Origin of the sequence: Chromobacterium sp. LK1, from assembly GCF_001043555.1 — a bacterium.
GTDB lineage: Bacteria > Pseudomonadota > Gammaproteobacteria > Burkholderiales > Chromobacteriaceae > Chromobacterium > Chromobacterium aquaticum.
The window spans coordinates 73261-87995 of record NZ_LDUI01000011.1 but is presented as its reverse complement, the minus strand read 5'-3'; the positions used below and the strand labels follow the sequence as shown (position 1 = coordinate 87995).

Annotated in this window: 19 protein-coding genes; 12 read left to right on the top strand and 7 right to left on the bottom strand. The window is 63.5% G+C overall.

Annotated features, from left to right (window positions below):
* The first annotated feature begins 92 nt into the window (after positions 1-92).
* The gene (locus tag VI26_RS06075) at positions 93-959 is read left to right on the top strand and encodes an NAD(P)-dependent oxidoreductase (RefSeq protein WP_048408896.1); all 867 of its coding nucleotides are present in this window, start codon (positions 93-95) and stop codon (positions 957-959) included.
* Between the two features lie 69 nt (positions 960-1028).
* Here VI26_RS06075 and VI26_RS06070 read toward each other — a convergent pair whose 3' ends face one another.
* Positions 1029-1298 carry an HU family DNA-binding protein gene (locus tag VI26_RS06070; protein ID WP_048408849.1) on the bottom strand — a complete coding sequence of 90 codons (270 nt, stop codon included), beginning with the start codon at positions 1296-1298 and terminating at the stop codon, positions 1029-1031.
* A gap of 63 nt (positions 1299-1361) precedes the next feature.
* The gene (locus VI26_RS06065; protein ID WP_048408848.1) at positions 1362-2228 is read right to left on the bottom strand and encodes a YicC/YloC family endoribonuclease; all 867 of its coding nucleotides are present in this window, start codon (positions 2226-2228) and stop codon (positions 1362-1364) included.
* Between the two features lie 107 nt (positions 2229-2335).
* Here VI26_RS06065 and VI26_RS06060 point away from each other — a divergent pair, with 107 nt between their 5' ends.
* From VI26_RS06060 to rph, 3 genes are all read left to right on the top strand, one after another.
* On the top strand, positions 2336-3292 hold the full coding sequence (locus VI26_RS06060) for a serine/threonine-protein kinase (RefSeq protein ID WP_048408847.1): 957 nt from the start codon (positions 2336-2338) through the stop codon (positions 3290-3292).
* A 13-nt stretch (positions 3293-3305) separates the two neighbouring features.
* Positions 3306-4187: a PP2C family serine/threonine-protein phosphatase gene (locus VI26_RS06055; protein ID WP_048408846.1), complete on the top strand. Its 882-nt coding sequence runs from the start codon at positions 3306-3308 to the stop codon at positions 4185-4187.
* 116 nt (positions 4188-4303) lie between these two features.
* Positions 4304-5023, top strand: coding sequence for a ribonuclease PH (gene rph, locus VI26_RS06050; protein ID WP_048408845.1), 720 nt, complete (start codon positions 4304-4306; stop codon positions 5021-5023).
* A gap of 47 nt (positions 5024-5070) precedes the next feature.
* Here rph and VI26_RS06045 read toward each other — a convergent pair whose 3' ends face one another.
* The 5 genes from VI26_RS06045 to VI26_RS24325 form a co-directional block, all read right to left on the bottom strand.
* A complete protein-coding gene (locus VI26_RS06045) occupies positions 5071-5877 on the bottom strand; it encodes a serine protease (protein WP_048408844.1) in 807 nt (268 codons plus the stop codon).
* A gap of 89 nt (positions 5878-5966) precedes the next feature.
* Entirely contained in the window at positions 5967-6860 is an 894-nt protein-coding gene (locus VI26_RS24330) for a hypothetical protein (protein ID WP_156183758.1), read from the bottom strand.
* Positions 6861-7007: 147 nt separating this feature from the next.
* The gene (gene rstB, locus VI26_RS06035; RefSeq protein ID WP_048408842.1) at positions 7008-8279 is read right to left on the bottom strand and encodes a two-component system sensor histidine kinase RstB; all 1272 of its coding nucleotides are present in this window, start codon (positions 8277-8279) and stop codon (positions 7008-7010) included.
* A gap of 6 nt (positions 8280-8285) precedes the next feature.
* The gene (gene rstA / locus VI26_RS06030; protein ID WP_039755039.1) at positions 8286-9005 is read right to left on the bottom strand and encodes a two-component system response regulator RstA; all 720 of its coding nucleotides are present in this window, start codon (positions 9003-9005) and stop codon (positions 8286-8288) included.
* Positions 9006-9022: 17 nt separating this feature from the next.
* Positions 9023-9214, bottom strand: coding sequence for a hypothetical protein (locus tag VI26_RS24325; RefSeq protein WP_156183757.1), 192 nt, complete (start codon positions 9212-9214; stop codon positions 9023-9025).
* Between VI26_RS24325 and VI26_RS06025 the strand changes: the two genes are divergently transcribed.
* From VI26_RS06025 to VI26_RS05990, 8 genes are read left to right on the top strand one after another with little or no spacing between them, the layout of a single operon-like run.
* Positions 9213-9545, top strand: coding sequence for a hypothetical protein (locus VI26_RS06025; RefSeq protein ID WP_048408841.1), 333 nt, complete (start codon positions 9213-9215; stop codon positions 9543-9545). The genes VI26_RS24325 and VI26_RS06025 overlap by 2 nt on opposite strands.
* Positions 9546-9584: 39 nt before the next feature.
* Positions 9585-9947, top strand: coding sequence for an SFCGS family glycine-rich protein (locus VI26_RS06020; RefSeq protein WP_043642128.1), 363 nt, complete (start codon positions 9585-9587; stop codon positions 9945-9947).
* A gap of 3 nt (positions 9948-9950) precedes the next feature.
* Entirely contained in the window at positions 9951-10253 is a 303-nt protein-coding gene (locus VI26_RS06015) for a DUF4312 family protein (protein WP_043642131.1), read from the top strand.
* A 35-nt stretch (positions 10254-10288) separates the two neighbouring features.
* Positions 10289-11065, top strand: a complete 777-nt coding sequence (locus VI26_RS06010; RefSeq protein WP_019101592.1) for a DUF4311 domain-containing protein — start codon at positions 10289-10291, stop codon at positions 11063-11065.
* A gap of 17 nt (positions 11066-11082) precedes the next feature.
* Positions 11083-11736: a DUF4310 family protein gene (locus tag VI26_RS06005; RefSeq protein ID WP_048408840.1), complete on the top strand. Its 654-nt coding sequence runs from the start codon at positions 11083-11085 to the stop codon at positions 11734-11736.
* 10 nt (positions 11737-11746) lie between these two features.
* Positions 11747-12880 (top strand): amidohydrolase/deacetylase family metallohydrolase, encoded by a 1134-nt coding sequence (locus VI26_RS06000; protein WP_048408839.1) that lies wholly within the window; start codon positions 11747-11749, stop codon positions 12878-12880.
* Positions 12864-13982, top strand: a complete 1119-nt coding sequence (locus tag VI26_RS05995) for a DgaE family pyridoxal phosphate-dependent ammonia lyase (protein ID WP_048408838.1) — start codon at positions 12864-12866, stop codon at positions 13980-13982. Before VI26_RS06000 ends, VI26_RS05995 begins: the two co-directional genes overlap by 17 nt.
* Positions 13979-14713 (top strand): KDGP aldolase family protein, encoded by a 735-nt coding sequence (locus VI26_RS05990; RefSeq protein ID WP_048408837.1) that lies wholly within the window; start codon positions 13979-13981, stop codon positions 14711-14713. Before VI26_RS05995 ends, VI26_RS05990 begins: the two co-directional genes overlap by 4 nt.
* Positions 14714-14735 lie beyond the last annotated feature (22 nt).

Genomic DNA, 14735 nt, shown 5'->3' with positions numbered 1-14735 from the left:
TTGCCGTGCAGTCTTGCCGTTCATGCACTGGCGCTGCGGCGCGCTTCCCCTTATCCTCGATGGATGTCGTCGTTTTCATCGTGGAGTCGCAAATGAAAGTCGCTTATATCGGTCTGGGCATCATGGGCCGGCCGTGCGTGTTGAATCTGCTCAAGGCCGGCCACCAAGTGGCGGTATGGGCGCGCAGCCGCGAGCGGGCCGAGTCTCTGCTGCAGGCCGGCGCGAGCTGGGCGGATAGCCCGGCGGCCCTGGCCGGCCAAGCGGAGCTGTTGATCACCAATGTGTCGGACACCGCGGATGTGGAGCAGGTGCTGTTGGGCGAACAGGGCGCGGTGCATGGCGCCGGCGCTGGCCTGGTGTGCGCCGATATGAGCACCATCGCGCCGAATGGCGCTCGCCGCATCGCGGCGCGGCTGGCCGAAGCTGGCATCGACTTCCTGGATTGCCCGGTATCCGGTGGCGAGGTCGGCGCCGTCAACGGCACGCTGACCATCATGGTGGGGGGCAAGGCCGAGGCGCTGGAGCGCGCGCGTCCGGCCCTGCAAGCGATGGGGCAGACCATTACCCATATCGGCGCCAGCGGCGCCGGCCAGGTGGCCAAGGCCTGCAACCAGATCGCTGTCGGCGTCGGCGTCGCCGCGGTGGCGGAAATCATGAAGCTGGCCCAAGCCTGCAATGTGGATCCGGCTCCGGTACGCGCCGCGCTGCTGGGTGGCTTTGCTCAGAGCAAGGTGCTGGATATCCACGGCCAACGCATGATAGACGACAATTACGCGCCGGGCTTCAAGGCCAAGCTGCACGCCAAGGACATGCACATCGTGCTGGAAACCGCGCGCGAGCAGGGCATCAAGCTGCCGGAAGCCGAACGGGTGTCCGCGCTGATTGATCAACTGGTGGCGGAAGGCGAGGGTGAGCTGGATTCGTCGGCGATCGCGCGGCTGATCTGGCGACAAAACTAAAGCGGGAATGGACAACGGCGAGGAGCATCCTCGCCGTTTCTGTGTGGGGAAAGCTGGCTGAAGCCGCGCTCAGGCCACTTTGTCCTTCAATTGCTTGCTGGGCAGAAACACTACCTTGCGCTTGGCGGCGATTTCAATGCTTTCGCCGGTCTTGGGATTGCGACCGGTACGCGCGGCGCTTTCCTTGACTTTGAACTTGCCGGCCACGGTGGTGACTTCATCGCCGCCGGCCAGCGCGTCCTGCAGCACATCGTCAAAAGCGCCCAGCACTCGGAGCACATCGGCCTTGCTCAGGCCGGATCTCTCGGCCAGCGCCGCGATCAGTTCTGCTTTGGTCATATTTTGGTCTTTCCCGAAGGTCAATGAGCGGCAGCGGCGGCCTGGTGGCCGCCACGGCCATGCTTATTCGATATTCTGGATCTGCTCGCGCATCTGTTCAATCAGTACTTTCAACTCGACCGAAGCCTGGGTGGTTTCGGTGGAGACCGATTTGGAGCCCAGAGTGTTGGCTTCGCGGTTCAGCTCCTGCATCAGGAAGTCCAGGCGCTTGCCGGATTGGCCGCCGGCCTTCAGGATGCGGCGCACTTCGCTGAGATGGGTGCTGAGGCGAGCCAGTTCCTCGTCCACGTCTATCTTCTGCGCGAACAGCGCGAATTCCTGCTTCAGCCTGTCCTCGTCGACATTGCCCAGCGCTTCCTGCAGCCGGCTGGACAGCTTGGACATATGCGCTTCCAGGATCGCGGGCAGCTTGGGCTTGATCGCGGCTACGATGCCCTCCATGCCGGCGATGCGCTCTTCCAGCACCAGCTTGAGCTTTTCACCCTCGCGGCCGCGCGAGGCGTTGAAGTCCTGCAGGGCGGTGGCCAGGCAGGCCGTGCACAGCTGTTGCAGCACTTCCGGCGCCAGCTCATTGCTTTTCATCACGCCGGGCCAGCGCATCAGCTCGCCCACCGACAGGCCGCGGCTTTCGCCGGCCTGCTCGCGCACTTGCTGCGACACTTCGATCAGCCGCTGCAGCACCGCCTGATTCAATTCCAGCGTTGGCGCGGCGCTGTCCACCTGGTTGATGCCGACACGGCATTCCAGCTTGCCGCGGCTGACCTTGGCGGAAATCAGCTCGCGCAATTGCGGTTCGATGACGCGCAATTCTTCCGGCAAGCGCATTTGCAAGTCGAGATAGCGGTGGTTGACCGAACGGATCTCTAGGCTGAGCAAACCGCCGGGAAATTCCCTGCTGGTTGCGGCAAAGCCTGTCATACTTAAAATCATCAGACACCCCCTTAGGATGAGCGGATTGGAACATTCTCAAGGCTGGGCCCGAATTGCTTTGCTAAGCTCAATCCAAGGCCTGTGAACACTATAACAACTGATACCCCATGACTCAATCGAACCCGCAGACAGCCTTGCCGGCCGGCTCCCGCTTGGGGGAGTACACGATTGTCCGCCAGTTGTCGGTTGGCGGCTTCAGCGTTGTCTATCTGGCGCTGGATGATCAGGACAACAAGTTCGCAATCAAAGAGTATCTGCCGCGCAATCTGGCGTTGCGCGACGATGATGGCCAGGTCACCGTGCCGCACGAGCTGGACCGCGAGGCGTTCAATCTCGGCCTTAAGTGCTTCTTCGAGGAAGGACGCATCCTTTCCGGCATTTCCCATCCCACCGTGGTGCGCGTAATCAATTTTTTCCGCGCCAATCAGACGGTTTACATGGTGATGGAGTACGCCGATGGCCGCTCCTTGGTGCGCGAACTGGAACTGGCCGGCGGGCGTCTGGAGGAGCGGCGTCTGCGCAAATGGTTCGCCGCGCTCTTGTCCGGCCTGCGCGAAGTACATCTGCAGCGCCTGCTGCATCTGGACATCAAGCCGGCCAATATCTATCTGCGCCGCAATGGCGCGCCGCTGCTGCTGGACTTTGGCGCGGCTAGGCAGACGCTGTCGCGCCGCGACAAGCACTTCGCCTCGATGTACACGCCGGGTTTCGCCGCGCCGGAGCAATACGAGAAAGACGCGCCGCTGGGTCCGTGGACCGATATCTACGCCCTGGGCGCCTGTCTTTACGCCTGCATGGGCGGCGGCACGCCGCAGGTGTCCAAGGAGCGCAAGGAAAGCGACCGGCTGCAGCCGGCGAGCAAGGCCTTCCGCCATCTGTATTCCCCGGAACTGCTGGAACTGACCGATCAATGCCTGGCGCTGCCTCCGGATGAGCGGCCGGCCACGGTGGCGGGGCTGCAGAAGCGGCTGATGGCCGAGGAATACGGGCAGCCGGCTCCGGCGGAATTGGCCGGCAGCAAATGGATGGGATGGTTGAAAAACCTGACCGGCGGACGCTCGTGATGAGGGGATAGCCATGAAACTATCGATCTATCAGGAAAGCCGCATCGGCGGGCGCGCCTATAACCAGGACCGCTTGGTGATCGCGCATTCCCGCGACGCGGTGATGCTGGCGGTGGCGGACGGCATGGGCGGCCACATGCGAGGCGAAGTGGCGGCGCAGATCACGGTGGACCTGCTCAGCGAGTTGTTCTACCAGCAGGCCACGCCGATGCTGACCCATCCCAACCGCTTTCTCGTCAATGCGGTCAGCACCGCGCATCAGGTGATCCTGGATTACGCGGCCGATCACCGGCTGCCGGAGGTGCCCAGCACCACGGTGGTGGCGGCCATTATCCAGCAGGGTCAGTTGTACTGGTGCCATGTCGGCGATTCCCGGCTCTATCTGCTGGACGAAAAAGGCCTGCGGCTGCGTTCGCGCGATCATTCCCAGGTGCAGCGCCTGATCGATCAGGGGCAGTTGAGCGAGGATGCGGCCAAAGTGCACCCGGAGCGTCACAAGATTTACAACTGTTTGGGCGCGGCCAGCGACCCGGATATCGATGTCGGCGAGAAACAGCACGTCGGCGCCGGCTGCTCCATCCTGCTGTGTTCCGACGGCCTATGGTCGCAGGTGATGGACCCGGAACTGGAAAAGGTGTTTGTCCGCCGCAATGTCAGCCAGGTGTTGCCGGCGCTGATGAATGTGGCCGAGCGTCGCGCCGGCGCCGGCGGCGACAATCTGTCGGCGGCGGGGGTGACGCTGCTGGATGAGGCGCAGGATTACGGCGAACGCGAAGACCTGCTGGATACCGAGAAAGTGACGCCTCGCCAGTTGGGACGGACGATACTGGATTCCAATCTGGAAACCATGCATCAGGAGATTCTCGCCAGCCGGGTGGCGGGCAAGCACGATTAAGCCATTGTTCAAGGGCTGTCCTGCCGACGCGCGGTGAATCGTAAACAGGTTCTTGGCGCCATAAGCGGGGATGGCGGCTGCTATAATCGTCGGCATTCACCATTTTGGACGACGATATGACGCGACCTTCCCAACGTCCGGCCGACGCCTTGCGCACGGTGCGGATCAGCCGCAACTACCTCAAGCATGCCGAAGGCTCGGTGCTGATCGAGTTTGGCGACACCAAGGTGATTTGCACCGCCAGCGTGGACGATAGCGTGCCAGGCTTCCTTAAGGGCAAGGGCCGCGGCTGGGTCACCGCCGAGTACGGCATGCTGCCGCGCTCCACCGGCTCGCGCATGCGCCGCGAATCGTCGGCCGGCAAGCAGTCCGGCCGCACCCAGGAAATCCAGCGCCTGATCGGCCGCTCGCTGCGCGCGGTGGTGGATCTGGAGAAGCTGGGCGAGCGCCAGATCCAGATCGACTGCGATGTGATCCAGGCCGATGGCGGCACTCGCACCGCCAGCATCACCGGCGCCTATGTGGCGCTGGCCGACGCGATCGGCCTGCTGCTGCGCGAGGGCAAGCTGAGCGAAAACCCGCTGCGCGACCATGTGGCGGCGATTTCGGTGGGCCTGTACCAAGGCACGCCGGTCCTGGACCTGGATTACGCCGAAGACTCCAACTGCGATACCGATATGAATGTGGTGATGACTGGCGACGGCCGCTTCGTTGAAGTGCAGGGCACCGCCGAGGGCGAGCCGTTCGATGATCAGGAACTGCAGGCGATGTTGAGCCTGGCGCGCGCCGGCATCGGTGAACTGGTGGCGTTGCAACGCCAGGCACTGGCGGAGTGAGGGCGCAAGCCCTGAAATAGTAAAAAGCCCCGTTGCCGGGGCTTTTTTCATTTCTGCGCGCGCTTGCGGATGAACTGCTGCAGCGCCTCGTAGAATATCGGCGCGCTGACGCTCATATTGTCTTCCTTGTTGCGGCGCGCGGCGGTGGGCGCCGAGCTTTGCACCGCGACGATCACCGGCTGGCCCGGCCCCATCACGAACACCGGCGAGCCGCTATTGCCCTCCAGCGTATCGCAGCGGTGGGTCAGGCGGCCGTCCGGGCGCAGCTTGGTGGCCTTGCAGCCCTGGTGCACCAGCAGATGGGTCTGATCATCCACCGGGTAGCCGCCCTGGGTCAGCGTCCAGCTTTGCTGGTCCAGCAATTGGCTCAGCTGTTTGGCGTTGCCGCTGAACACCGGCAGCACGCCCTGGGTGTCGCCCAGCTGCGTGGCCAGGCGCACGAAGGCGAAGTCGCGCGGCGCGATGCGCGGGGGGATGTAGAGCCCGTCCGCCCGGCGGTCCAGGCCTTTGAGGAAGCTCTTGTCCACCTGAACTTCCAGGATTTTGCTGCGGGCGGTGTATTCGTCGCCCCACAGGCCGACGGTGAAGCTGACGGCTGGGTCGAACCGGCCTTTCTCGTCAACAAAGCAATGCCCTGCGGTCAGCACCACGTCGCGGGCCACCAGCGCGCCGGTGCAAATGGTGCGCGAACGAGTTTGCAATTGCCCTACCGCAAGCCAGGGTTGATGGTCGGGGCGGGTGCGAACGCGGTCGTCCTGGCCGAAGAACAGGATTTTGTGTTCCGCGGAGATCTTGGGGGCGGCGGAAGCCAGCGGAGCCAGCAGCAGGCTGAGGACAAGCAGGGGGAGTTTCATCGAGTGTGGCCTTGCAAATGAAAACGGGGCGCCGAAGCGCCCCGAATTATGTGCGATTGCCGGAGGTGCCGGCAATGCTTGCCGCCTGATTACTTGGCAGCGGAAGCAGCTTTTTTGGAAGCTTTCTTCTCGGCTTTCTTGGCCGGAGCGGAAGCTTCTTTCTTAGCGGCTTGGGCTTTCTGAGCGGCTTTTTTGGAATCTTTCTTCTCGGCTTTCTTGGCCGGGGCGGAAGCTTCTTTCTTAGCAGCTTGGGCTTTCTGAGCAGCGGAAGCTTCTTTTTTAGCTACGTGCTTTTTGTGCTTTTTAGCGGCTTTTTTGGCCGGAGCGGAAGCGTCGGCTTTAGCGGCTTGGGCTTTTTGAGCAGCGGAAGCTTCTTTCTTAGCAGCGTGCTTTTTGTGCTTTTTAGCGGCTTTTTTGGCCGGAGCGGAAGCGTCGGCTTTAGCGGCCTGGGCTTTCTGAGCAGCGGAAGCTTCTTTCTTGGCAGCGTGCTTTTTGTGCTTTTTAGCGGCTTTTTTGGCCGGAGCGGAAGCGTCGGCTTTAGCGGCTTGGGCTTTCTGAGCGGCGGAAGCTTCTTTCTTAGCTACGTGCTTCTTGGCTTTTTTAGCTTTCGGAGCGGAAGCGTCGGCTTTAGCGGCTTGAGCTTTCTGAGCGGCGGAAGCTTCTTTCTTAGCTACGTGCTTCTTGGCCTTTTTAGCTTTCGGAGCGGAAGCTTCAGCTTTGGCGGCTTGAGCTTTCTGAGCGGCGGAAGCTTCTTTCTTAGCTACGTGCTTCTTGGCTTTTTTAGCCTTCGGAGCAGAAGCTTCGGCTTTGGCGGCCTGAGCTTTTTGAGCAGCGGAAGCTTCTTTCTTCGCTACTTTTTTCTCGGCTTTTTTAGCCTTGTGGATCGCAACCGGAGCGGAAGCAGCAGCTTTTTCAGCGGCGAAGCCGTTAACGGACACCAGGCTGAAAGCAGCGGTCAGAGCAAGCAGAGCCAGCTTTTTCATTTGTGAAACTCCTAAGTTTCTTGGATTGGTATGAAAGTGGACACATAATCCTTTTCAGGCCGAAATGCTAACCATGACAAGGGGCTGAGTCTATGCTCTCTGTGTATCCCAATGTTACGGAATGTACATATTCGGCGGCGGCGGGGTTCAGATCGGCCAGCGGAACAGAAAGCGCGCGCCGCCCAGCGGCGAGCTTTCCACTTTGACTTCGCCTCGGTGGGCGCGGGCGATGCCCGCGACGATGGCCAGGCCCAGACCATGGCCGCCGGTTTTGCGGCCGCGGCTTTCGTCCAGCCGCACGAAGGCGTCGAATACTCGGCTGCGGTCTTGTTCGGGAATGCCGGGGCCGTCGTCGTCCACCATGATGATGCAGTGGCGCTGCTCGACGATGATGCTGGTTTGCACCAGGTGGTTGGCGTGGCGGCGGGCGTTGGACAGGAAGTTGTCCAGCACCCGGGTCAGCAGGTGTTCGTCGGCGGTGATGGCCAGGCTGGCGCCGGCAGGCTCCAGCCACTGAATGTCCTGCGTCAATGCGGCTTGGCCGGCGATGCGGTCCTTGGCCCAGGGAATGGCGTCGAAGGTGCTGAGCTTAAGAGGCGCTTCAGGCCGGTCCAGCCGCGCGTGCAGCAGCAATTCTTCCACGAGTTTGTCGATGGCGGACAAGTCGCGTTCGATCGCCTGCCGCTCCGGGCTGCTTTCGTCTCCTTCCAGCAACGCCATCCGGTAGCGCAGCCGCGCCAGCGGCGTGCGCAGCTCATGGGCCACGGCGTTGGTCAGCGTTTTCTTGCTGTTGATCAGCGCGGCGATATTGTCGGCCATGTGGTTGAAGGCGACGCCCAACTGGCTGACGCCAGAGCGCGGCGGTAGATCGACGCGGGCGGAAAGGTTGCCGCTGGCCAGCTTGCCGGCGGTTTGTTCCAGAGCCACCAGATCGCGCCAGTGCGGACGCATCCACAGGAAAACCGGGATCGCCAGCGACAGGCCGATGAAGCCCAGCAGGGCGTAGTCGAACCATTTGAGCTGATGCAGGAAAAAGAGATAGCGCAGCGGGCCGGCCACCAACAGGTAGTTACTGTCCTCCAGTTTTTGCAGGAATACGTATTTGTCTTCCAGCATCACGATTTCGCCGCGGTCCAGCGCCTGCTTGGATTCGTCGTCCAGCAGATAGCTGCTCATCTTTTCCACTTTGACGCGGAAGGTGAAGCCGTGATCGGAGTTGGCCAGCGTTTCGCTCCAGCGGTCTTCCGGCACGCCGCGCAAATCGGCCTCGATCAGCGACAGCGTGGTACGCAGCAGGTCGGACAGATAGCGCTCGCCCACATCGTCCACCGCCTGTTTGTAGACCGCGCCCACCAAGACCACTGCCACCAGGAAACAGGTCATCAGCAGCAGGTAGAACTGGATGAACAATCGGCGCATGCGCGCTTACTCCCAGCCGGACAAGGAGAACAGATAGCCGCGGTTGCGCACGGTCTTGATGCGGAACGGCTCGCTGGGGTTGTCGCCCAGTTTTTTGCGCAGCCGCGAGATGGCCACATCTATGCTGCGGTCCAGTCCGTCGTAGCTGACGCCGCGCATTTCCTTGAGCAGGATATCGCGGTTCAGGGTTTCGCCGGCGTGGCTGGCCAGTAACCACAGCAGATCGAAGTCCGAGGTGGACAACGGAATCTTTTCGTTGGCCAGCGTCACGTCGCGGCTGATCGGGTCTATGGCCAACTGACCGAACACCACTTTCCGGGTGCCCGGCTTGGGCGCGGCGGCGTCGGCGTTGGCCGGAGCGGGCCGCAGGTTGCGCAATTGGGCGCGCAGCCGCGCTACCAGCACCGAGGGCGGCGTGGTTTTCAGAATGTAGTCGTTGGCGCCCAGTTCCAAGCCCAGTATCTGGTTCATATCGCTGTCCAGCGAGGTCAGCATGATGATGGGGCCGTCAAACTTGGGGCGCAGCTCGCGGCAGATGGAGAGCCCGTCCTTGCCGGGCAACATGATGTCCAGCAGCACCAGATCCGGCGCTTCGCGGGCTATGGTGTCCAGCGCGGCGTCGCCGCGCGGCTCCACAACCACGTCCATTTCATGACGGGACAGGAAGTCGCTGATCAGCTCGGCCAGGTCGGCGTCGTCTTCTACAAACACGATGCGGTGAGTCATGCCTTGCATCCATCTATTCAGTGGTCAATCCGCGAAGTATCGCCCGAGCCGCCGCGCGCTTCAACTGCAAGCACGGTCAGGACGGTGTTGTTCCGGTCCGGCGAGCAGGCGATTTCCGTTTCGAAGCGGAAAATCCACCGGTCCACAGTTGGCGGCGGCTTGATTACAGTTTCTCGACATCGCCAACCGTTTTGCAAAGGAAACCCCATGAACGATCAAGTCCGTCCCATCGCTGTCGACCAGGCCGCTATCCGTCGTCTGGCGGACCAGGTTTTGGGGCAGGTTCCCGCCTTGCTGGACGCGGCCGGCAAATATTTGACCGAGGTTCAGCAGCAGAAGCTGGATTCGCATGTGCTGGCGATGGCGCGCCGTTCCTTGACCGGAGAGGGCCTGCCGGATTTCGACAAGAGCCTGTTCGACGAGATCTCGGACACTACGCGGCGTTTGTCCGCCGCGGTGGTGGCCTTATTCGGCAACCTGCCGGAAGAAGAAGCGCTGCTGCTGTCCATTCATTTCGAGATGGCCAAGAACAAGGCCTGAAGTCCGCCGTGCAAAGCTAGAGAGATAGAGGAGAAGACCATGACGCAGATAACCGTAGTGATTGGCGACCGCCTGGGCAAGGGACAGAAAGTGGGCGCGGGGGCGGAAGCCGCCGGCGCGCGCGCGGTGGTGGTTCCGGGCATGGCCGCGGACATGAAATTGGGCGACGTGATGCAGGCGGAGGGCGCGCAGCTGGGGATTTCCTTCTGCGGCAGCGGCGGCGCCGGCGCCATCACCGCGCAGACCAAGTACGGCTACAAGGCCAAATACGGCATGCGCTCGGTGGAGGAGGGCGTGACCGCGATCGAGGAGGGCTACACCGTGCTCGGGTTCGGTTTCATGGACAAGGAAGAGCTGGGGCAGCGGCTGGTGGCCGCCTATTTGAAGAAATACGGCGGCTGAGCGATGCAAAGGCGTTTCGAATCCAGCGTGACGGTCAGCGGCCGCGGCGACAGCAAGGCTCAGGCTTGCGCCGATGCCTTGTCCGGCGTGCAGCGCGCGGTGACGGCGGCCGGCCATCAGGTGCTGCTGCGCATTGAGCCCCTGCGGGTGGCGGTGGTCGCGGCGGAGGAAGTCCGCCGTCGCGAGCGCTTTTTGTTCTTCTTTCTGCCGCGGGACCGGCTCAGCTATGCCGTCACGTTGGAGGTGGAGGTCAGCGTGACCGTGCTGGATATCGAGGCCGTGCCGTTCACTGTGCGCCAAGCTTAGGCGCTGGCTGTCGTTTCATACCAGAGGAGGAAGCCATGCTTCTGATCATTCTTCTCAAGTCGCTGTTGATCGGCGGCTTGGTCGGGGTTGCGGTGGGCGCCGGCGCGGCCCGCATGTTCCATGCGCCAACGTCCCAAGGCATGGGCGCCTTTCGCACCCTGGGCGAACTCAATTCCTGCGAGGGCGATCCGGCCTCGCATTTTTCCTTCGGCCTGGGCTTTTTCTTCAACGCCTGGGCCTCGTCGGTGGCGGCCGGCGCTTTCACTCAGGACATCGATCACCGGGTGATCCCGCACTGGGGGGCGGCGGCGCTGCTGGCGCGCAACCGCAACCTGGCGGAGACCCTGCACAACCCGCGCAAGATGGCCTTGGTGTGCGGGGTGATAGGCATGCTGCTGGTGGCCTTCCTGAACACCACCGCTTCGGCGGTGCCGGCTTCGCTGCAAATCACAGCGGTCAAGGTCTTGGTGCCCGCGGCCAATCTGCTGGTCAACACCGTGATGCCGGTGATTTTCTGGCTGGCGGCGATTGAGGCCGGCCGTCGCTCCGGATTGTGGGGCACGGTGTTTGGCGGTCTGGCCCAGCTGATCATGGGCAATGCCGTGCCGGGCCTGGTGCTGGGCATTCTGATCGGCAAGGGAGTGGACGAGGGCGGCTGGAACAAGATCACCAAGTTGATGATGGCGGCTATCGTGGCCTTGTTCGCGCTCAGCGCCTTCTTCCGCGGCTTTGATCTGAAGTTGCTCAGCAGCTTCCACTTGAACGCCCCGTCCTGGTTGGAACTGCTGCACGCCGCCGTGCGCGGCGCTTGAGGCTGAAGGAGAGAATGATGACTGAACAAGCACAAGCCGGCGGTTTCTGGCTGGCGGACTGGTCTTTTCCCTTGCTGGTGGGGCTGTTGTCCGCCGGCGTGTTCGCCGGCACGCATATGTATTACGTCTACGGCATCGGCGCCTTCAACGAGGTGGCCTTCGTGTCGATGCTGCGCGCCGGCATGGATACCGGCGTCTATGGAGCGGTGGCCGCCTTTGGCGCCAGCTTTTTGTTCGCCCGGGTGATTGAGGGCTCGCTGGTGGGCATTCTGGACATAGGCGGCGCCATCATGACCGGCGTCGGCCTTGGCATTCCGGCGATGTTCCTCGGTGCCGGCATCTTGTTCCCGGTGGAGAACTTCGGCGCGGCGCTGGCCACCGGCATGGTGATCGGCTTGCTGATTGGCGCGGTGATCGTTTTCGCGCGCAAATTCACCATCAACCAGGGCAATTCCACTTACGGCGCCGACGTGATGATGGGCGCGGGCAATTCCTCCGGCCGTTTCCTCGGTCCGCTGATCATCCTGTCGGCGATGGCGGCGTCGATTCCCATCGGCGTCGGTTCGCTGCTGGGCGCGCTGGTCTTCTATCTATGGGGCAAGCCCATCACCGGCGGCGCCATCCTGGGCGCGATGCTGCTGGGCACGCTGTTTCCGGTGGCGATTGCATGAGGGGGCGGCGATGGATGACTTGCTGATCAAGAATGCCCTGCTGGCCGACGGCTTGGTGCTGGATATCGCGGTCCGCCACGGCAAGATCGCCGGGCTGGGGCGGCTGGATGGCCCGGCCCGGCGCACGCTGCGGCTGGACGGGCGCTGGCGGCTCAGCGCCGGTTGGATAGACGGCCATGTGCATTGCAACCCGGCCTCGCCGATTTATCACGACGAGCCTGACCAGGTGGGCGTGGCCGGCGGTGTCACCACGGTGGTGGACGCCGGCAGCGTCGGCGCCGACGACATCGCCTCCTTCCGAGAACTGGCCGGCGGCTGCCGCACCGATGTGCGCGCCTTGCTGAACATTTCGCGCATCGGCCTCGTCACTCAGCATGAATTGGCCAATCTGGACGACGTCGACGTGGCGCTGGCCGGCGCGGCCATCCGCGCGCATCGCGATTTCATCATCGGCATCAAGGCGCGGCTCAGCGGCAGCGTGGTCGGCGCCAACGGCGTCGCGCCGCTGGCGCGGGCCAAGGAGATACAGCGGCGCTTCGGGCCGCTGCCTTTGATGGTGCACATCGGCAACACCCCGCCGTCGCTGGACGAGATCGCCGAATGGCTGGAGCCGGGCGACATCGTCACCCACTGCTTCAATGGCAAGCCCAACCGCATCCTGGACGCCGCCGGCGCGCTGCGCGCCTCGGTGCGGGCCGCGATCGAGCGCGGCGTGCTGCTGGACGTCGGTCATGGCAGCGCCAGTTTCAGCTTCCGCGTGGCGCGCGAGGCGATGGCGCTGGGTGTGTACCCGGACACCATCAGCTCGGACATCTATTGCCGCAACCGCGTGGCCGGGCCGGTATTCGGCCTGGCGGCGGTGATGTCCAAGTTCCTGAGCCTAGGCATGCCGCTGGAGAGGGTGCTGGACTGCGTGACCCGGAAGCCGGCCGAGGCGCTGGGACTGGGCGGCAAAGGCCGGCTGGAAGTGGGCGCGGACGCCGATCTCACCATTTTCGACATTGAAACTGCGCCGCGGCCGCAGAGCGACAGCGACGGCGACACGCTGACCGGCGTGCGGCACCTGACGCCGCTGGCGGCGGTGGCGGGCGGCGTCTTGCTGCCCACCGAACACGGAAAGGCTTGTCATGTCTTCAATTTATGAGCAGTACCAGCTTAAGCCGGTGATCAACGCTTCCGGCCGCATGACCCTGCTCGGTGTGTCCACGCCGGCGCCGGAGGTGAGGGCGGCGATGGTGCAGGGCCTGGAACGGTATTTCGAGATGAAGGATCTGGTCGACAAGACCGGCGACTATATCGCTCGGTTGCTGCAAGTGGAGGCCGCGACGGTGGTGTCCTGCGCCGCCGCCGGCATCGCCCAGTCCGTGGCCGCCGTCATCGTCCGCGACGATCCGCGCCTGCTGGTGAACCTGCATGCGCAGCCAGTGGCCGGACCGCGCGAGATCGTGCTGCCCAAGGGGCATAACGTCAATTTCGGCGCGCCGGTCGGCACCATGGTGGCGCTGGGGGGCGGCCAGGTGGTGGAAGCCGGCTGGGGCAATGAATGCTCGGCCGCGCAGCTGGAAGCGGCGGTCGGCCCCGGCACGGCGGCTATTTTGTATATCAAGTCCCACCACGCCTTGCAGAAAAGCGTGCTCGGCGTGGCCGAGGCCGCCGAGGTGGCGCGTCGCCGGAAGGTGCCACTGATCGTCGACGCGGCGGCGGAGGAAGACTTGCGCCTCTATTACCAGCAAGGGGCCGATCTGGTGATCTACAGCGGGGCCAAGGCGATAGAGGGGCCAACCAGCGGGCTGGTGCTGGGCCGCAGCCAGTATGTGGAATGGGTCAAGCTGCAAAGCCAGGGCATAGGCCGGGCGATGAAGGTGGGCAAGGAGGGCATTCTGGGCCTGGCGTGCGCGATAGAACGCTATCTGAAGCATGAGCAGGAAAGCGGGGCGGCGATGGCGGAGCGGCTGCGGCCCTTCATCGCCGGCTTGAACCAGATCGCCGGCGTCAGTGCGCGCCTGGTCTGGGACGCCGCCGGCCGCGACATCGCCCGCGCCGAGATCGCTTTCGACGCCAGCGCCACCAGCGTCAGCGCGGTGGGCGTGGCCGCCGCGCTGAAACAGGGCGAGGTCGCCATTTATTTCCGGGAATACCGGGCCAACGAGGGCAAGCTGGAGGTGGACGCGCGCAGCGTGGACGCCGCTCAGCTGGAACAGATCGGCTCGCGCATCCGCCGCTTGCTGACGGGAGAACAAGCATGAAACTGGAACCCCATTTTTATCAAGACCGCGTGTGCTTGAATGTACTGGCTGGAAGCAAGCACAATGCCCGTCAGATTCATCAGGCGGCGGAAGGCCATGTGCTGGTGGGCGTGCTGTCGAAGAACTACGCAGACGTGGACAGCGCGGTGGCGGACATGCGCGAGTACGCGGTCTTGATAGACAACGCCTTGTCGGTGGGGCTGGGCGCCGGCGATCCGCGCCAGTCCGACATGGTCAGCGCCATTGTCGGCCAGGTGCAGCCGCAGCACGTCAACCAGGTGTTCACCGGCGTCGGCGCCAGCCGCGCGCAGTTGGGCCAGGCGCGGACCGTGGTCAACGGCCTGGTTTCGCCCAGCGGCATTCCGGGCCTGGTCAAGGTGTCCACCGGCCCGCTCAGTGCCGGCGCGCCGGTCTGCGCCGCGCCGGTGGAGACCGCCATCTCCATGCTCAAGGACATGGGCGGCAGTTCGATCAAGTACTTCCCGATGGGCGGGCTGGATTGCCGCGAGGAATACCTGGCGGTGGCGGAGGCCTGCGCGCGGCATGATTTCTGGCTGGAACCCACCGGCGGCATCACGCTGGAGAATTTCAGCGAGATCGTTCGCCTGGCGCTGGACGCCGGCGTGCCCAAGGTGATTCCGCATGTGTACAGCTCCATCATCGACGCCAGCGGCGAAACCCGGCCCGGCGACGTGGAGCGGTTGTTGTCGATGGTGAAAGCCTTGTTGTAGACGCGCCCGGGGAGGCCGGGCG